16 protein-coding genes are annotated in these 18,348 nt (G+C 67.1%); 8 read left to right on the forward strand and 8 right to left on the reverse strand.

Annotation, left to right across the window (positions count from 1 at the left end):
- Nucleotides 1-42 precede the first annotated feature (42 nt).
- The 3 genes from meaB to mutA are packed head-to-tail and all read right to left on the reverse strand — an operon-like array spanning nt 43 to nt 5,193.
- Nucleotides 43-1,035 (reverse strand): methylmalonyl Co-A mutase-associated GTPase MeaB, encoded by a 993-nt coding sequence (gene meaB / locus ACFXMV_RS06310; protein WP_378502770.1) that lies wholly within the window; start codon nt 1,033-1,035, stop codon nt 43-45.
- Nucleotides 1,025-3,313 carry a methylmalonyl-CoA mutase gene (scpA, locus tag ACFXMV_RS06315; RefSeq protein WP_378502771.1) on the reverse strand — a complete coding sequence of 763 codons (2,289 nt, stop codon included), beginning with the start codon at nt 3,311-3,313 and terminating at the stop codon, nt 1,025-1,027. The genes meaB and scpA overlap by 11 nt, the downstream gene beginning before the upstream one ends.
- Nucleotides 3,310-5,193 (reverse strand): methylmalonyl-CoA mutase small subunit, encoded by a 1,884-nt coding sequence (mutA, locus tag ACFXMV_RS06320; protein ID WP_378501771.1) that lies wholly within the window; start codon nt 5,191-5,193, stop codon nt 3,310-3,312. Before mutA ends, scpA begins: the two co-directional genes overlap by 4 nt.
- 124 nt (nt 5,194-5,317) lie before the next feature.
- Between mutA and ACFXMV_RS06325 the strand changes: the two genes are divergently transcribed.
- Genes ACFXMV_RS06325 through ACFXMV_RS06340 form a run of 4 tightly spaced genes read left to right on the forward strand, consistent with a single transcriptional unit; the run spans nt 5,318 to nt 8,038 of the window.
- Complete coding sequence (locus ACFXMV_RS06325; RefSeq protein WP_378501770.1) at nt 5,318-6,202, forward strand: PaaI family thioesterase; 885 nt, start codon at nt 5,318-5,320, stop codon at nt 6,200-6,202.
- A complete protein-coding gene (locus ACFXMV_RS06330) occupies nt 6,183-6,860 on the forward strand; it encodes a TVP38/TMEM64 family protein (protein ID WP_378502772.1) in 678 nt (225 codons plus the stop codon). Before ACFXMV_RS06325 ends, ACFXMV_RS06330 begins: the two co-directional genes overlap by 20 nt.
- A 60-nt stretch (nt 6,861-6,920) precedes the next feature.
- Complete coding sequence (locus ACFXMV_RS06335) at nt 6,921-7,502, forward strand: hypothetical protein (protein WP_378502203.1); 582 nt, start codon at nt 6,921-6,923, stop codon at nt 7,500-7,502.
- On the forward strand, nt 7,499-8,038 hold the full coding sequence (locus ACFXMV_RS06340; protein WP_378502202.1) for a hypothetical protein: 540 nt from the start codon (nt 7,499-7,501) through the stop codon (nt 8,036-8,038). The genes ACFXMV_RS06335 and ACFXMV_RS06340 overlap by 4 nt, the downstream gene beginning before the upstream one ends.
- A gap of 213 nt (nt 8,039-8,251) precedes the next feature.
- On the opposite strand, the gene ACFXMV_RS06345 is transcribed toward ACFXMV_RS06340, so the two are convergent.
- From ACFXMV_RS06345 to ACFXMV_RS06360, 4 genes are all read right to left on the reverse strand, one after another.
- Nucleotides 8,252-10,792, reverse strand: a complete 2,541-nt coding sequence (locus ACFXMV_RS06345; protein ID WP_378502773.1) for an NB-ARC domain-containing protein — start codon at nt 10,790-10,792, stop codon at nt 8,252-8,254.
- A 102-nt stretch (nt 10,793-10,894) separates the two neighbouring features.
- Nucleotides 10,895-12,076 (reverse strand): SPFH domain-containing protein, encoded by a 1,182-nt coding sequence (locus tag ACFXMV_RS06350; protein ID WP_378498964.1) that lies wholly within the window; start codon nt 12,074-12,076, stop codon nt 10,895-10,897.
- Nucleotides 12,077-12,508, reverse strand: coding sequence for an NfeD family protein (locus ACFXMV_RS06355; RefSeq protein WP_378498965.1), 432 nt, complete (start codon nt 12,506-12,508; stop codon nt 12,077-12,079).
- 23 nt (nt 12,509-12,531) lie between these two features.
- Nucleotides 12,532-13,362 (reverse strand): DUF3097 domain-containing protein, encoded by an 831-nt coding sequence (locus ACFXMV_RS06360; protein ID WP_378498966.1) that lies wholly within the window; start codon nt 13,360-13,362, stop codon nt 12,532-12,534.
- A gap of 67 nt (nt 13,363-13,429) precedes the next feature.
- On the opposite strand from ACFXMV_RS06360, the gene ACFXMV_RS06365 reads away from it, so the two are divergent.
- Both ACFXMV_RS06365 and ACFXMV_RS06370 read left to right on the forward strand, forming a co-directional pair.
- Entirely contained in the window at nt 13,430-14,242 is an 813-nt protein-coding gene (locus ACFXMV_RS06365; RefSeq protein ID WP_378498967.1) for a hypothetical protein, read from the forward strand.
- Between the two features lie 94 nt (nt 14,243-14,336).
- A complete protein-coding gene (locus tag ACFXMV_RS06370) occupies nt 14,337-14,717 on the forward strand; it encodes a VOC family protein (protein WP_378498968.1) in 381 nt (126 codons plus the stop codon).
- On the opposite strand, the gene ACFXMV_RS06375 is transcribed toward ACFXMV_RS06370, so the two are convergent.
- Nucleotides 14,714-15,634 (reverse strand): LysR family transcriptional regulator, encoded by a 921-nt coding sequence (locus ACFXMV_RS06375; protein WP_378498969.1) that lies wholly within the window; start codon nt 15,632-15,634, stop codon nt 14,714-14,716. The genes ACFXMV_RS06370 and ACFXMV_RS06375 overlap by 4 nt on opposite strands.
- 70 nt (nt 15,635-15,704) lie before the next feature.
- Here ACFXMV_RS06375 and dapA point away from each other — a divergent pair, with 70 nt between their 5' ends.
- Complete coding sequence (gene dapA / locus ACFXMV_RS06380) at nt 15,705-16,598, forward strand: 4-hydroxy-tetrahydrodipicolinate synthase (RefSeq protein WP_378498970.1); 894 nt, start codon at nt 15,705-15,707, stop codon at nt 16,596-16,598.
- 184 nt (nt 16,599-16,782) lie between these two features.
- On the forward strand, nt 16,783-18,336 hold the full coding sequence (locus ACFXMV_RS06385) for a hypothetical protein (RefSeq protein WP_378498971.1): 1,554 nt from the start codon (nt 16,783-16,785) through the stop codon (nt 18,334-18,336).
- Nucleotides 18,337-18,348 lie beyond the last annotated feature (12 nt).

Consider the following 18,348-nt stretch of genomic DNA (forward strand, 5'->3'; position numbering starts at 1 on the left):
TACCCCTCGAGGGGTACAAATCACGCACAGGCGGCGTAGCCGCTATGTGTCGAACGCATCCAGGATCTGGTGCGCGGCCAGCGCCGCTGTCAGGGAGCCGTCGCGCACCCGCTGCTCGACGCCCTGCCGGATCGCCTTGACCTGGGTGTCGGTCTCGAGCCGGCGCAGCAGCTGGTCGTGCACCATCGACCAGGTCCAGTCCACCTGCTGCTGATGACGCTTGGCCTCCAGCTCCCCCGCGTCGCCGAGCACCTTGCGGTGCAGGAGCACCGTGTCCCAGAACTTGTCCACCCCAACATTTTCCAGTGCGCTCATGGTCAGCACCGGCGGCTTCCACAGCGCGTCGTGCGGGTAGATGAGCCGCAGGGCGCCTGCGAGCTCACGCGCGGCGGCCTTGGCCTCGATCTGATGCTTGCCGTCGGCCTTGTTCACCGTGACGATGTCGGCGAGCTCGAGTACGCCCTTCTTGATGCCCTGCAGCTGATCACCGGTGCGGGCGAGGGTGAGGAAGGTGAAGGTGTCCACCATGTTCGCCACCGTCACCTCGGACTGGCCGACGCCGACGGTCTCGACCAGGATCACGTCGTAGCCTGCGGCCTCGAGCAGCACGATGGTCTCCCGGGTGGCCTTCGCCACGCCGCCGAGCGTCCCCGAGGTCGGGGACGGCCGGATGAAGGCGTTCGGTTCCACCGACAGCCGCTGCATCCGCGTCTTGTCGCCCAGGATCGAACCGCCGGTGCGGGTCGAGGACGGGTCGACGGCCAGCACCGCCACCTTGTGTCCCAGCTCGAGCAGGTGCATGCCGAGGGCCTCGATGGTGGTCGACTTGCCCACCCCGGGAACGCCGGTGATGCCGACGCGGATCGCGCCGCCCGCGTGCGGGAGCAGGCGCAGCAGCAACTGCTGCGCCTGCTCCCGGTGGTCGGCCCTGGTCGACTCGACCAGGGTGATGGCCTTGGCGAGCTGCGCGCGCTCGTTCGCGAGCACAGCATCGCCGAGAGCCGTCAGATCGAGGGCAGGCCGCTCAGCTGGCACTCAGATCGTGCCCCAGTTGCGTGGCCAGCTTCTCCAGCAGACCGGTGGCCGCATCGGCGATCACCGTGCCCGGCGGGAAGATCGCGGCCGCACCGGCCTGGTACAGCTCGTCGAAGTCGCCGGGCGGGATGACACCACCGACCACGACCATGATGTCGGGTCGGCCAACCGCGGCGAGCGCCTCCCGGAGCGCGGGCACCAGCGTGAGGTGCCCGGCGGCCAGGGAGGAGACACCGACCACGTGCACGTCGGCATCGGCGGCCTGGTTGGCCACCTCGTCGGGGGTCTGGAACAGCGGTCCCACGTCGACGTCGAATCCGAGGTCCGCGAACGCCGTGGCGATCACCTTCTGTCCTCGGTCGTGTCCGTCCTGCCCCATCTTGGCGACCAGGATGCGGGGGCGACGGCCCTCCGCCTCGGCGAAGGCTTCGACGAGTTCCGTTGCGGTGGCGATGTTCTCCGCCTTTCCGGCCTCGTCCCGGTACACACCACTGATGGTCCGGATCTCGGCCTGGTGACGCCCGTACACCTTCTCCAGCGCGTCGGAGATCTCCCCGACCGTCGCCATGGCGCGGGCCGCGTCGACGGCGAGCGCGAGCAGGTTGTTCTCCATGCCGCCCTCGGCGCTTGCGGCGGCCCGGGTGAGGTTCGCAAGCGCTGCCTGCGTCGCCTCCTCATCCCGTTCGGCCCGCAACCGCTCGAGCTTGGCGAGCTGCTCGGCACGCACCTTCGAGTTGTCGACCTTGAGCACCTCGATGCTGTCCGGCTCGTCCGGCACGTACTTGTTGACGCCGATCAGCGGCTGGCGACCGGAGTCGATGCGGGCCTGGGTGCGAGCCGCGGCCTCCTCGATGCGGAGCTTCGGGATGCCCTCGCCGATGGCCTGCGCCATGCCGCCCGCCGCCTCGACCTCGGCGATGTGCGCGCGGGCACGGTTCGCGAGCTCGTTGGTCAGCCACTCGACGTAGTGCGAGCCGCCCCACGGGTCGATCGGCCGGGTGGTGCCCGACTCCTGCTGCAGCAGTAGCTGGGTGTTGCGGGCGATACGAGCCGAGAAGTCGGTCGGCAGCGCGATCGCCTCGTCGAGTGCGTTCGTGTGCAGCGACTGGGTGTGCCCCTGGGTCGCGGCCATCGCCTCGACGCAGGTACGACCGACGTTGTTGAACACGTCCTGCGCGGTCAGCGACCAGCCCGAGGTCTGCGAATGCGTGCGCAGCGACAGCGACTTGCTGCTCTTGGGATCGAACTTGGCAACCAGTTCGGCCCACAGCAGGCGGCCGGCACGAAGCTTCGCGACCTCCATGAAGAAGTTCATGCCGATCGCCCAGAAGAAGGACAGTCGCGGCGCGAAGGCGTCGATGTCCATGCCTGCGGCGAGCCCGGCCCGGATGTACTCGACCCCGTCGGCAAGCGTGTAGGCCAACTCGAGGTCGGCCGTCGCGCCGGCTTCCTGAATGTGGTAGCCGGAGATGGAGATCGAGTTGTACTTCGGCATCTCGGCGCTGGCGTACGCGAAGATGTCGGAGATGATCCGCATGGACGGCTTGGGCGGATAGATGTAGGTGTTGCGAACCATGAACTCCTTCAGAATGTCGTTCTGAATGGTTCCGGCCAGCTTGTCCGGCGTGACGCCCTGCTCTGCCGCCGCGGCAACGTAGAGCGCGAGGATCGGCAGCACAGCGCCGTTCATCGTCATCGACACCGACACCTGCGACAGGTCGATTCCGTCGAACAGCTGACGCATGTCGAGGATGGAATCGATTGCCACACCGGCCATGCCGACGTCACCCTGGACGCGCGGATGGTCGGAGTCGTAGCCGCGATGGGTCGCCAGGTCGAAGGCGACCGACAGCCCCTTCTGCCCGGCCGCGAGGTTGCGGCGGTAGAAGGCGTTCGACTCGGCCGCGGTGGAGAAGCCGGCGTACTGACGGATCGTCCACGGCTGGTTGACGTACATCGTCGGGTAGGGCCCGCGCAGGAACGGCGCCGCGCCCGGGAAGCTGTCGATCGGGTAGCCCTGCGCCTCGGCCGCGTCGCGATCGGCCTGGGTGTAGACCGGCTTGACGTCGATGCCCTCGGGGGTCGACCACACCACCTGCTCGGCGGTGTAGTTGTTCGCGGCCGCCGCCTCGGCGACGTGCGCGGCAACCTGCTCGGCTGTCGGCGCCTGCGGCGCGGGGAAATCCGGGTCCGTCAGCGGCACGTCGGCGAAGCTGCCGATCACGTGGCGGACGCGATTCCCCGTCGCTCCGCTCGCCGAGTCCTCGCGGGTGGTCATTTCACTCCCAGGGTGTCGAGCAGATCGGACAGGGCCGACACTGCATCAATGCGGGCGGTGAGGAATCCGTCGGGACGGTCCTGGCCTTCCGCCTCGGCAAAGGTCTTCTCCGGACCGGCCAGCAGCACCGTACTGATGCCTGCGGCGCGCAACGCGTCCACCGCCGGCACACCGTCCGCGACATAGCGCTTGTCCGTGCCGCAGAGCACTGCGACCGTGGTGCTCGCCTCGCGCACGATGCCTGCCACGGTGGCCAGATCCAGCGTGCCCGGGTTCACCGCCTCGATGCCGCCGGACGCGAGCAGGTTCGACGCGAAGGTGGTGCGGCCGTTGTGCTCGGCGACGGGTCCGAGCGCGGCGAGGAACACCCTCGGCCGGGAACCGTTGTCCGCCAGGTACTTGTCCGACCGGTCCCGCAACGCCTCGAAGGCCGCCGCGTAGCGGGCGACGTCGGCCAGCGGCGACTCGGCATCGAGGGGCAACGGCTTCTCGTCGAGGTTCGGGAACTCGTTGACACCGGTCAGCGCGGTCTTGCGGTGGGCGATGTCGGATTCCCTGGCGGCGCGGGTGACCGCGACCCGGTCGGCGATCAGACCCGACTCGATGGCCGCCGCGTAGCCACCGTCGGCCTCGATCTGCTGGAAGAACTCCCACGCGCCTGCCGCGATGGCGGCGGTGAGGTCCTCGACGTACCAGGATCCGGCGCCGGGATCGAGCACCCGGCCGAGGTGGGACTCCTCGAGCAGCAGCAGCTGCGTGTTGCGGGCGATGCGGGCCGCGAACGACTTCGACGTCTCCAGCGCGCCCTCGGGCACCGCCACGTCGAAGGGCAGCACGGTCACCGCGTCGGCCCCGCCGACACCCGCACCGAACGCGGCGAGCGTGGTGCGGAGCATGTTCACCCACGGGTCACGCTGGGTCATCATGGCGGCGGAGGTGACGGCGTGCTGCGGCGCACCGCCGAACTCGGAGGCGCCGCAGACCTGCGCGATGCGGGCCCAGAGCTGCCGCGCCGCGCGGAACTTCGCGATGGTCTGGAACTGATCGTCGGTGGCGGAGAACCGGAACTCGATCTGGCCAAGAGCCGCCGAGATCGTGATACCCGCACCACTGAGGGCGCGCAGGTACTCCAGTCCGGCCGCGATGGACGCACCGAGCTCCTCGGCGTCGCCCGCTCCGGCGTTGTGGAACGCGGTGCCGTCGACGGTGATCGCGCGAACCGTCTCGTCCCGGCCGGCCGCGGCCTGTGCCAGCGCGACCGCGGCGGCGAGGTCGACGTCGCCGCGACCGGAGAAGCCACTGGTCAGCGGCGCGGCACCGAGGCTGATGGTGACCGAGGAGCGATCCGTGACGCCGTCACCCGCGGCCGCGCGCTCGTCGAGCAGGGTGAGCACCGCCTCCGCCGCGGTGGCCGTCTCGGCGCCCGCATCGAGGGTCAGCGGCGCGAGGTCGAGCAGCACTCCGTCCAGGGCCTGACCGACCGCCGCTGCGGGCACATTGGCGCCGCCTGCGCTGAGCCAGATCGCGCTGATGCCGTTGTCGAGCCCATCCAGGATCGTCTGGTTGACCGCCTTCGGATCCGCTTCTCCTGCACCGAAACTGGCGCTGACGAGCCAGCCGCGGTTCACGTCACGGTGGGCGTCGCGGCCTCGGATGAAGGGGAACACACCCGGGAGTGCGGTTTCGGGGTTCTCGTCGCGCCGCGTGTACAGGGGTGCGATGGTCACACCGTCGTAGGTGGTGGTGTCGAGCAGCCGTTCCGGCTCGGCGGGCAATTCAGCCACGTCGACCTTACGGGCCTTCGCCAGCACCGCGGCCACAGCCTTCTGCCACTTCGCGTAGTCGCGCGCAGCGTCCTCGGCCTGTGAAGCGTGAGACACAGGAGCTTGTGACACGGTGTCTGCTTCCTCTCCATATTCGGACACAGTCATTGTTTCTGTGATGCTAGCCGCACGCTTTCGGGCACTATCGCCTGGATCACCTACCGTTCGGTAACCTCCAGCCATGAGCATTGCGAACGTCCGGACGGGCGCCGAGCGGACAACGCCGCAGGCCCTGTTCCGGGTCAGTCCGGCGACCCGCGCCGGAGATGTGAACCGGATGACGATGGACCTGGGCACGCCCGTCTCGCACGGCCGGACCGCGGCCCTCGGGGTGCTGCTCGACGACTGCCTCGGCTTCACCATGTTCGAGCGTCGCGGCGAACGGGCCGGACTGGTCAGCGCCGACCTGTCCGTCGACTTCGTCCGCCCGACCGGCTGGGCCGGACCGCGGCTGACCGCGGAGGGCAGGCTCGAGACCCTCGGCGAGGACGGCGGGATGAGCTCGGTGCGGGTGTTCGACGCCGCGGGCGGGCTGGTCGCGACCGGCACCGCCTGGGGCAACTTCATCGATGACGTCGACCCGTCCCGCACCGATCTGCCGCTCGAACCCCTCGACGAGTCCGGGCCTGCGCCGATACCGCCGCTGGAGATGATCGGCGGCAGCCTCGAGCGGACCGACCGAGGGGCGCGGCTGACAGTGCCGCCGAACCGGTCGCTGGCGAACTCGATCGGCGCCATGCACGGCGGCGTACAGGCCTGCGCGTACGACCTGGCGGGTAATGCGGCCGCGGCCGGGTCCGCTGGCGCCGGGTCCACGAGAGCAATGGACACCAGTTCGCTGCGGATCAACTTCTTCCGGACCGTGCCGCTCGACCGCCCTGCCGTCTTCGAGGCCGAGGTGCTGCGGGCCGGGCGCCGGGTGGTCGTGACGCGCGTCACCTGCACGGACGCCGACGGACGCGAATACGGGGTCGCGACCGTCACCTGCCGTCGCGCCACGCCGGACGATCCGGCAACCCACGGCGCCACGGGTATCCTTGGCGAACGTGACCAGGCGCCTTCGTGATCCAAAGCTGATCGCGGCGCTGCTGATCCTCGCGGCGCTGTTGGCCGCCGCGCTGATCGTCCCGCACCCGTCCGTCGAGCAGGTCCGGGAATGGGCGCGGTCCATCGGTCCCGCGTTCCCGCTCGCGTTCTTCGCGGCGCATGCCCTCATCACGGTCGCCCCGATCCCGCGCACCTTCTTCACCCTCAGCGCGGGCGTGCTGTTCGGCGCCGCGACCGGGATCCTGATCGCCGTCGCGGCGACCACCGTCAGCGCGGTGCTGGCGCTCCTGCTGGTGCGTGCCGTCGGCCGCGACGCGTTCGCGTCCCGGATGACGCACCCGGCGATCCAGTCCATCGACGACCGACTCGCCCGCCGCGGCTGGCTGGCCGTCGGCTCGCTCCGGCTGATCGCCCCGGTTCCGTTCTCGGTGGTCAACTACTGCAGCGGCGTGTCGTCCGTCCGGCTCCTGCCGTACCTGCTCGCCACCCTGGCCGGGGTGCTGCCCGGCACCGTCGGCGTGGTGGTGCTCGGCAACGCCATCGGCGGCGATACCAACCCGGCACTCCTCGTGGTGTCCGGGGTCTGCATCGCCGTCGGGGTACTGGGCCTGGTGGTCGACGCGCGACTGGGAGTGCCCGCCGCGGCCGAACCGAACGACGTCAAGGTTGCAGACTAGATTATTAACAGTCAAGTGATGATCCTTGACTTTGATCAATCCAGTTTCTAACCTTGACCAATGTTCGTCATGACGGTCGACCAGCGGGCCAGCCGCCGCGACGTCGACCGCGTCGATCCGGTACTGCGGGAGTTCGCCGACGCACCGCTGGTTCGCCCGTTCGAACGCACCGCGGGCGACGAGGTGCAGGCCATCGCGGACCGGGCCGACGCCGTCGTGGATCTCGCGCTCGAGTTGGCGGCACGCGGCCACTGGAGCGTCGGGATAGGCCTCGGCCCCGTCGAGAGCCCCCTGCCCGCCAGCACGCGCGCAGGCCGCGGGCAGGCCTTCGAGGCGGCCCGCGACGCGGTCGACCGCGCCAAGAACCTGCCCGGCTCGATCGCCGTCACCGGCCCGGACCCGGCGGCCGCCGCCGACGCGGAAACCGCGCTGATGCTGGTGGCGCTGCTGGTGTCGAGGCGCTCCGAGCAGGGCCGGGACGCGGTGGCCGCGATGCGGGACGGCCTCACCCAAGCGCAGGCCGCGCAGCGGCTCGGCATCAGCAAACAGGCCATCTCGCAACGGTTGGCCGTGGCCGGATGGCAGGCGGAGACCGCCGGACGCACCCTCGCCCAGCGACTGCTCCAGGAGGCTGCTCGATGACCACACTGGCCCTGATCCTGCTCGGTCTCGCCGCCCTGTCCCCCGTCGCGCTGGCGAGCGGCCGGATCCGGCTGTGGATCAGCCCGACCGTCGCGACGCTCGCTCTCGGCGGCGCCGCGCTCGCCGCCGCAGCGAGCGATCCGGTCAAGGGGTTCGCGCTGGGCGCCACCCTGGTGCTCGCCGTGCTGGCCGCAGCTACCGGCGGAGCGCCGTTGGTGCGCGCCGCATTTCGCATCGCCAAGCGTCAGGACGACGCGGGGCCCACGCCGGACAAGGTCATGCCCGCTCCTCGCGTCGTCGGTGAGGGACCACTGCGCGGCGGCCGGATCATCGGCGTACTCGAACGCGCGGCCGTCGCGGTGTCGATCCTGGCCGGCTGGCCCGAGGGCCTTGCGGTCGTGCTCGCGGTCAAGGGCCTGGCGCGTTACCCGGAACTGCGCGAACCCCACGCGTCCGAACAGTTCATCATCGGCACCTTCACCAGCGTGCTGTGGTCGGTCGCGGTGTGCGGGGTCGCAAAGGCGCTCATCACCTAAAGGCATCGCCGCCTAGTGCGGCACTGAATATCTGCCTACAGCCAATCCCAATCCGCCGCAGCGGTACAATCCGCAAAAACTCGACGAAAAGTCAAGTTTCCCCGCCAAGTGTCGCGACCAAGACCGCTGGGCCACCATCCGGGATATCCAATTCGAGTTGCATAGGATCCCGAAGTCGGCATCAGATGATGCGAGCAATTCCTCCTACTCTGATTATCCTACCCAATCGACCGATGATGCCTCAGGATTTCCAGACGCCGGAAGTGCCCCTGGCGTGAATACAAGAACAGAGTTGAGGACCAAATCATCGAACTGCCTACGATCCCACAAACTACGTGCGTGAAAGAAAAATCGAGATTCCCCCGAACGCAGGAACCCGAAACCCCGGTCAGCGGCCAAACTCTCCACATATCCAACTCGCCTGTCCACATGCGCAGAATCGGCGTCTTCACGTTTCGCCCGAATCTGGCCCACCAGCCCGACTATTCGTTTTGCGATGAAATTATCTGACGACTCCAATGCCCCCGCCATGGATGAGTCCTGGACCCACAGCATGAGATCAAGGGTCGCTGTCACAAATTCGTCATCATGAATATCCGCGCAGGACAATAGCGCAAATTCCATATCCTCAGCGACCTGCGCCCAATCCTGATTCGATACCAACTCCCGAATCTGTAGCGCACAGGCACGCCAGAGCACATAGACACTATCCCTTCGTCCTGCACTCGCACCAGAGGCAGTCACGGCGTAGGCCGCCGCATCCATCGCAAGCCGAAAGTCACCTACCTCGAGATGCGCATCCGCAATTGCAAGCTGCAAATGTGAAGAATTTGGATCGATATTCACAGCTCGCTGCAGTTCACGAATTCCGAAGGCTGGATCAAATCCAGATTTGACCAGAAAATTTCCGAAGAAGTACGCGATATGTGAATCTTCGGGCGCAAGATCTCTAGCGCGCGAATATGACTCGAAGGCTTCTCCAAAATTGATTGCGAGTTCGTGAAGACAAGCTTCCACCCGGGCTGCTTCATGATATCCCGGTGCCAACTCAGCCGCCTCGAAGCACAATTGAAGACCCTCATCCACCTTTCCCTGCGAAGCCAGATCAAGTGCATCTCGCAATTGCTTGGCCGCCGAATAGTCGCCAGCACCCCGAATATCAATGGTATCGGTAGCGTAAGGATCCAGAGCGTGAGCAGCCTGCAAGCCACCGCCCAACACGTATAGCTGCTTTTGCTTATCGGTGATTGCCCTACGCTCGATCGGGTCGACGCTGAGGGTTCGACGCAGATATGAACGAGCGAAGTCACTTAACTCGAGTGCGGTACCGGATGCGCCACTTCGTACCTGAGTCACGAAATTGGTAGTCGTGAGATCCAGAACAACCTGTTGAATCGTCGCAGAATCCAGTTCGGTAAGAAATGCCAGCTCAGCCATCGTATGCGACCCAGGAACGACCAGCATTGCACTTAGAGCGGCCTTTGCCGTCGCGCTAAGATAGTCGAACACATTGGACATACAGAAGTCCAAAACCAGACCATTATCATTGAGCAACTTTTCCGGCATTTGCCCCGCCTGCAACCCGGAAATGAACCATTTGATGTAGGCCGGGTGACAGTTCATACGCTTAGCCCAAACCGTCAGATCTCCGGGTGTTGCAATCGCCGACAGATCAAATCCTCGCGACCTCGCAAGTATGCGCATCAGATTAGCCGCATCGTCTTCTGACAGGCCGGACAACTTGAATGGATTCTCCGTCTTTACCCCGATTCGAGAGGTAATGAGCACCTTACTACCTGTTGGAATCTCGCGCAGAAATCTTGGAAACGATTCATCGAGTACTGTTTCCACATTATCCAAAACCAGCAAGGTAGGAAAACTCTCCAGAACCCCAATCAGTTCGTCGATGGCGTTCTCAGAACTACCGGAACCTCCGAGTTCAGCCGTGGCACTAGCGAAGAGACCGAGCGAATCCTCCACCGCAGACTCAATTCGAACGATTTCAGTCGAAGTCAACTGCGCATTCTTTGCAGATACCCAGACTACAGCCTCGAAGGGGCAGTCCGACTGCTCAACAATGTCGTAGCAGACCTGGAGTGCGAGTGCAGTCTTTCCAATACCGCCATCCCCCAGGATTGATATTACCGGCCACGCACCCCTAAGAGCTTTCAGAAGCTTCCGACGCTCTTCCTTCCGACCGAGGAGCGACGTCTCATCAAAGTCTGGCGCAGGAAGATTGTTCGCGACGGCGGTATCTGGATCAATAATCAAGCTCGCCGATACGCGAAATATATACCCGGGATCATCCCGAATTTCGGTACGAGTTGCGGTTAACTTTCCCCAATCCCATCCGCCCAATCCAATCAGGTCCTTGGAGAGATCGAGGACTAGCGCCAAGTCATCAACCTCAAGCGGCCGATTATGAGCAACCCTATTTCTGACGGCAACCACCTGCGCGACCTGCTGAGCAAGCTTGCGAAGACCAACCGACAGCTCTGAAGGAAGCCGATCTCCAATCCTATTGGCAAGATCATAGCCATCTTGGAAATCCAAGTATGGGAGCAACTGCCCGATACTGTGCGGATTCGTCATCATTCCGTCGCGACGCCTGCGTTCCATGGCGTTCTCCATAAGAGAGTCACCAAGAATTGCAGCCGGGGCCTCATCCCCCACGTAGTTATCTACAATTGCCCGGAACTCGTCTTCAATCCCCGCGAGGACAACATACGCAATTCGGCTCGAAATACTCGACACTCGATGCACGCTAGCACCTCTGCCGACGAACTGCGTCCTATTCCCAGCGATGCGTGACCCCCACCGACAGGGTGACCCCGTTGGACCAACGCAAACTCCCTGCTAAGGCAACTGTTCTCCCGGTGCCTCTGACCTCATCAACTGCGGGGTCTCCGGCTGTTCGAGTGAGCGCTCGGGCACCAGCGAGGTGTCAACCGGTTGGCGCGCAACCGCTTCCGCCGCGGCGACCGCGCGCGCGACGGCCGGGTCGGACTTCGTCTCGAACCAGTCGGCGACCTCAGCCGAATCGTCCTCCGGCTTGGACAGATCCTCCTCGCCCTTGCTGGGCTCGTATCGGAACACGCCGTCCTCGCCGGGCGCGCCGAGGGTCCGCGCGAAACCCTTGAGCGCGTCGCCGAAGTCGCTCGGCACCAGCCACACCTTGTTCGCGTCCCCCTGGGCCATCTGCGGCAGGGTCTGAAGATATTGGTAGGCAAGCAGTTCCGGCGTGGGCTTGCCCGCCTTGATGGCTGCGAACACCTTCTCGATCGCCTTCGCCTGCCCCTGTGCCTGTAGGTACTTCGCGGCCCGCTCACCCTGTGCGCGCAGGATGCGGGACTGCCGCTCGCCCTCCGCGGTGAGGATCGAGGCCTGCTTCGCGCCCTCGGCCGCGAGGATCCGGCTCTGCTTGTCGCCCTCGGCGGTCTTGATCGCGGATTCGCGATGCCCCTCGGCGGTGAGGATGGTGGCCCGCTTCTCGCGGTCCGCCTTCATCTGCTTCTCCATCGACTCCTGGATCGACGGCGGCGGATCGATGCTCTTGAGCTCGACGCGGGCGACCCGCAGCCCCCAGCGCCCGGTGGCCTCGTCGAGCACTCCGCGGAGTTGTCCGTTGATCGAGTCGCGCGAGGTGAGCGTCTCCTCCAGCGTCATGCCGCCGACCACGTTGCGCAGCGTCGTGGTGGTGAGCTGCTCCACGCCGACGATGTAGTTGTTGATCTCGTACACCGCGGCCTGCGGATTGGTCACCTGGAAGTAGACGACGGTGTCGATGTTCAGCGTGAGGTTGTCCTGGGTGATCACCGGCTGCGGCGCGAAGGACACCACCCGCTCGCGCAGGTCCACCTTGGCGCGGATCCTGTCCACGAACGGGACCAGGAAGGTGAGCTGACCGGACACCGTCTTGACGTAGCGGCCGAGCCGCTCGATGACGGCCGCCTCCGCCTGCGGGACCAGGGCGACGGACTTCGCCACCACGATCACCACCAGCACGACGATCACGGCGAGAACAATCAGTGCGGCCATCTACGGTCCCCTCCATACGACGGCGGTCGCGCCGTCGATCTCCATCACGGTCACTGTCGTTCCGGGCGGGTACACCTCGGAGCTGTCGAGCGGACGCGCGGTCCACACCTCGCCGTCGAGCTTGATCTGGCCCGCGTGCTCGGCGACCTCCTCGAGTACCAGCGCGCGCTTGCCCGGCAGCGCCTCTGCATTGGTCGACAGCAGCGGCGGCTTCGCGAAGCGGCGCAACAACGCGGGCCGGACCCCAAGCACGAGCGCGAGTGAGACGACGCCGAACACCACCGCGTCGATCCACACCGGCACATCGGTGACCGCACTGAACCCGGCCGCTGTGAGGGCCCCGCCGGCCAGCATGAGGAGGAAGAAGTCACCCGTCATCACCTCGGCGGCGGCCAGCAATACTCCTGCTATCAGCCAGATCAATGCTGCCACAACACCATCTAACCAGAGTTCACTCAGTCGGCGGCGGTGACGAAATCGACCAGCCGCTCGACCGCGCCGATCAGCGGCGCCTCGAGGTCGCGGAAGCTGGACACGGCGCCGTAGACGCGGCGCCACCCGTCCTGCGGGGTGCCCCAGCCCAGCTCGCGGCAGATGCCCGTCTTCCAGTCCTGCCCGCGCGGGATCTTCGGCCAGGCCGCGATGCCCACCGCCTTGGGTCGCACCGCCTCCCACACGTCGATGTACGGATGCCCGGTCACCAGCACGTGCGGTCCCAGGTTCTGCGTCATCCGAGACTCCTTCGAGCCCTCGACGAGGTGGTCGGCGAGCACACCGACCCGGCGGCCAGGTCCGGGTTCGAACTCGGCCAGCCGGTCGGTGAGGTTGTCCAGTCCCTCCAGATGCTCGACGACGACGCCCTCGACCCGCAGGTCATGGCCCCAGACCCGCTCGACGAGCGCCGCGTCGTGAATGCCCTCCACCCAGATCCGGCTCGGCAGGGCGGTGCGCGCCTTCAGGCCCTCGACCCTGGTCGACCCGGAGGCGGACCTGGTGGCGGCTGCGGGCTTCTTCGCCGCGGTCGGCCTGATCAGCGTGACGGTCTTACCGTCGATCAGGAAGGCAGCTGTCCGCATCGCGAACAGCCGGGTTTGCCCGCGACCGTCCTCGAGCCGGACGAAGTCACCGTCGTAGGTCTTCTCCATACCGACCACGGCGCCGCAGTACCCGGTCGCCGCGTCTTCGACCACCAGCCCCCTGTCGGCGGGGACCTTCGGATACTCGGGCGCCCGACTGCGGGTGTGGCCGGAGAAGATGTTTCCGCCGTACATGTCGCGTGCACTCACGGGCGCCAACGCTAGGACACCGGATTGGTTCGTCGCCGCCCGCCACGCCGACATATGCTGGAATACCGTGTCCTGTCCCAGCACCACCCTGACCGTGTGGGCCGCATCCTGGCTCGCCGGCTCCAGCTCCCCGGACGACGTCATCGACGCCGTGCAGTCCTGGGCGCCCATGCACCTGATCGGCGCGGCCGACGCCGAGGCCGCGCTGCGGTGGGAGCTGCCTTGGCCGCAACTCCAGGACAACGGGCCGATCGTGTTGCTCCGCATTGCCCGCCAGCTCAGCGCCCTAGACCCGGACACGCAGCTCACCCTCGTGTTGCCCGCGCCTGGCGATGTTCGCGGGCTGCCCACCGGAACCGACTTCGCCGGCGCAGCCATCCACGCCGAGGAGGGCATCCTGATCGGCGTGCCTGGCAGGCCCGGAGTCGGCATCGTGCCGACCGTGGAGGGTCCGGATGTGCTGCGCTGGACCGTGTTTCCGGTCCCGGCCATCCCGCAGGCCGTGGAACAGATCGGGCTCGGTGAGGCCGAGTTCGAGATGCGCCGGGCTGTCCGCGACGCCGCCGAGACTCTCACCTCGATGCGAGGCGGGTTCTCCGCCGACGACGGCGACCCCCGCGCCCGGATCGCTGAGACTCTCGAGGAGTTCTCGCACCACAGCTACCCGGAATCCACCCCGGCTCGCGCGCTGCGCATCTTCGACACCGCCGACCAGGTGGCCGCGATCCTCACGGTGGCAGGCGAGGGCGGTGTCCGTGCGCAGACCGCGGCGGGCGCGGCCGCGCGGGAGGAGACCCTGCGACCACTGTGGTCGGCGATCAGGGCCGCGCGGCTCGGCGCGGTCGCAGCGACCGTCCGCGCGTCGAGTCCTCGGGTGTAGCGAGTCCGACCCGCCGTTCACCCTGCGGCAGCACCCGCCCGGGAGGAAGATCCTCGGTGGCGTTCCCATGCAACCGAGGAGAGGACAGACAATCGTGGACCTGAAACTCCAGCTCGTGCCGCTTCCCGTCGCCGACGTCGATCACGCGAAGGCCTTCTACATCGACAAGGCCGGTTTCACCCTCGACCACGACCACAGCGCGGGTGATCAGTTCCGCGTCGTGCAGCTGACCCCGCCCGGGTCGGCCTGCTCCATCTGTTTCGGCATCGGCATCGTCGACACCCACCCCGGTTCGGTGAAGGGCCTGCACCTTGTCGTCGACGACATCCACGGCGCGCGAGCCGAACTCGCAGACCGCGGCGTGGAGATGGGTGAGGTCGAGGAGATGGGCGCCCCCGGCAAGCCGACCGTGTCGTACGCCGGATTCACCGACCCGGACGGCAACAGCTGGACCCTGCAACAGATCTCCGGCTAGAGGTTGCCGCTTGGTCCGTGACGGGTGCCGCGAAAGGACCGGGCAGCACGATGCAGTTCGGCATTCACGGCGGCGAATGCCGGCCTGGACCGACTTCCGTGTCGGTAGGCGATCCGGGTCCGCCTGCCGATCGGAAGGGCCGTGAGCACCACCCCTGCCGGGACGTCGGTCGCCCCGAGCTGGGGAACCAAGGCCACGCCTGCTCCCGCAGCGACGAGTCGGAGGACCGTCGCGAAGTCATCGACCCGATGGGCTATCCGCGGTTCGAAGCCTTGGGACTGACAGGTGCGCACGGCCATGGTGTGGCAGAGAGTGCCGGGGTTGCCCACGATCCAGCGGCTTCCCGCGTGGCTGCGGACCACCGCCATGTCGGCCGCTTCCGGCGCCGCGGACGAGGCCAGGTAGACGACCTCATCCAGAATCGGCTCGAGCTCGATGCCCGGCCCCATCGCGGAGGGGACGTTGTCATATTCATGAACCAACGCGATGTCCAGCTGACCTCCGCGAAGCAGATCGGGTACGGCGGCGGGATCGACCTCGGTCACCGTCACCTCCAAGTCCCGTTCGGCGCGGCCGATTGCCAGCATTGCGGGGAGCACGACCGTCCGCAGCGCGGTAGGAAATGCCCCCAGACGAACCGTTCCCGACAGGCCGGTCTCGGTCGCGGCGAGCGCGGCTTCCGCTCGTTCCAGGTCGGCGAGAAGCACCTCGGTGTGCTCGACGAGCACCGCCGCGGCCGGCGTGAGGCTCACCCGGCGCCCCGTCCGCGTCAACAGCGTCCGACCGGCCTCGCGTTCGAGGGCCGCGATCTGTTGCGACACCGCCGAGGGCGTGTACGAGAGTGCCTCCGCGACCGCCGCAATGGTGCCTCGATGGGCGAGCTCGCGTAGGAGTCTGAGCTTGCGAAGATCGAGCATCAGATCAGCTTACGTAAAACGTCACAAATGGTAACTGGATCTTGGCTAGGTCGGCGGTGAGACTTGGCGCATGACCTTCCACCCGTCAGGAATCTTCGTCCCACTCGTCACGCCCTTCACGGACGGTGGCGACCTCGCGGTCACCGACCTGGAACGCCTCGCACACAACGTGATCGAGGAGGGAGCGGCCGGGATCGTCGCGTTGGGCACCACCGCGGAGCCGTCCACGCTGAGCCCACGGGAACGCCGAGTTGTCGTACAGATCTGCAGCAGGGTGTGCCGCGAACACGGTGTCCCACTGATGGTCGGGGCAGGCTCCAACGACACGGCAGGCACCGTGCGCGCCATCGAGGAGCTGAACACGGAGGCCGATGTCGCGGGTGCACTGGTCGTGGTCCCGTACTACACACGCCCGTCCGAGGCAGGGGTCGTGGCGCACTTCGAGTATGTCGCCGAGCGCAGCCCGCTCCCGCTGATCATGTACAACGTTCCGTACCGCACCGGCCAGCACCTGGGCTGGGAGTCCATTGTGCGCCTGTCGGAGCATCCGCAGATTGTCGGCATCAAGCAGGCGGTCGGCTCGGTGGACACCGACACCGCGCGGCTACTCGCAGAGATGGCGTCGTCGTTCGCGTTCCTTGCCGGGGAAGACGCGCTGGTCTCGCCGCTGCTGGCGCTGGGTGCGGCGGGAGCGATCCTGGCGACCGCGAATGTGTGCGCGCCCGAGTTCGTCGAACTGTTTGAGCTATGGCGCAGCGGAAGAGCCACGCAGGCACGGGCACTGGGGAACCGACTCGTGGGGCCCGCATGCGCGCTCATGAGCGATCCCAACCCCACCGTCATCAAGGCCGTTCTGCATGCCCAGGGCCGGATATCCACCCCGAACGTCCGACTGCCGCTGCTGCCTGCTGGTGAGCGCCGGGAGATTGTCGGCGCGCTCCAACGCCTTCGACTGGCGTCGTAGTGCCCGGCCTGCGCGGCTCCGCGCACCAACAATCCCGCGAAGGTAGGCGGCCCCAATCGCTTACGCCCAACCACGCTCGCGACCGGAGGAGAACGGCTACCGTGCGAAACCGTCCGTAGTGAACACGTTCCGAGGCCCCGCGACGCGGGCACGGCACCGACGTAGCCGAGGAGACCTCCACCCGATGTCCAGGCAGACCGATCGACCCCGCCGCGCCGCAGTCGTCCTGATCGCCGCGACCCTCCCGCTGGCCGTTTCGGCGGGACCCGCCGCCGCCGAAGCACCCACCGCGGTGACCGTCGTCGTCGACGCGAGCAAGCCAGGTCGCACCGTCCCCGCCGATTTCCTGGGTCTGTCCTTCGAGGCCAACCTGATGCACGAGCTGTGGCTGGCACCGGGTTCGGGGAACGTCTCGACGCTGATCGGCAACCTCGGTCACGGCAACCTTCGGTTCAGCGCGAACCAGGTGGACAACACCGCCTGGACACCGGACCCCACCTCACCGCTGCCGGCGTGGGCCAAGGGCCAGCGGGTCACTCCGGACGACCTGTCCAGGGTGGGCGCGCTGGCCCAGGACATTGGGTGGAGCGTCGACCTGGGCGTGAATCTCGCGCACTTCGACCCGGCGGCCGCCGCCGACCAGGTCCGCGCCGCCAGAGACCGCATCGGGTCCTCTTTGCGGTCGGTGCAGATCGGCAACGAACCCAACTTCTACCTCCTCGCCCCCGCCCTTGGCTCGGGCGAACGCAAGCCGTACCTGCCGGGCAGCTACGCGGACGATGCCCGCAGGTACCGTGATGCCATCGCCGCAGCCGCGCCCGGAGTGGTGGTCGAGGGCCCCAACACCGCCGGCGCGGGACTGGGCAGTCCACTGGTCGACCCGGTCATCACGGCCAGCCTGGTCGGCCCGTGGCTCGACACGTACATCGACCGGTTCGGGGCGGAGAGCCGTTTCCTCAACCAGCACTACTACCCCTTCGTCAACACCGCACGCGTCGGCCTGTCCGGCGGCAGCTCCGACGCCCTCGGCGGCCTGCCGACGACAGACAAGCTGATGTCCCGGGACACCTCGGACCGGCAGACGTCGTTCATCCGCAATCTCGTCGGCAGGGCCGCGAAGGCCGGCTTGCAACCGCGCCTGGCGGAAACCAACTCGGTGGCCAAGGAAGGGCGGCCCGGAGTGACGAACACCTTCGGCGCGGCGCTGTGGACCGTGGACTACCTGATGACTGCCGCACGCGAGGGCGTCACCGGAGTCAACCTGCACATGCAACCCAACGACTGCGAGAGCTACCCGCTCTTCTGCTTCCCTGACGACGCCGCGCGCGCCGCCGGCCAGGCCCGGCCCAACCCGAACTATTACGCCGCGCTCGCCGTCAGCCAGCTCGTGGGCGGTCAGATCCTGCCCACCACCGTCGATTCCGACGGCAAGCACGTCTCCGCTCTGGCGGTACGCATGTCCGACGGCACCGTGAAGGTCATGGTCGACAACCTCGAGCGCGGCGCCGCCGCCGACGTCACCGTGAGGATCGAGGGTGCGTCCGGGACGGCGAGCGCCCAGCGGCTCACCGGTGGCGCGCCGGAGTCCACGGACGGCACCACCTTCGCCGGGGCCGCGGTGGCGGCGGACGGCACGTTCACTCCTGCCGCGGCGGAGTCCGTTCCGGCTGTCGGCGGCGAGTACCGCCTCGGCGCCGACGCCGCGAGCGCGGTGCTGCTTACCGCCAGGGCAGGGTGACGCGGACTTCTC

Source organism: Rhodococcus sp. NPDC059179 (assembly GCF_042754885.1).
In the GTDB taxonomy this organism is placed as follows: domain Bacteria; phylum Actinomycetota; class Actinomycetes; order Mycobacteriales; family Mycobacteriaceae; genus Rhodococcus_G.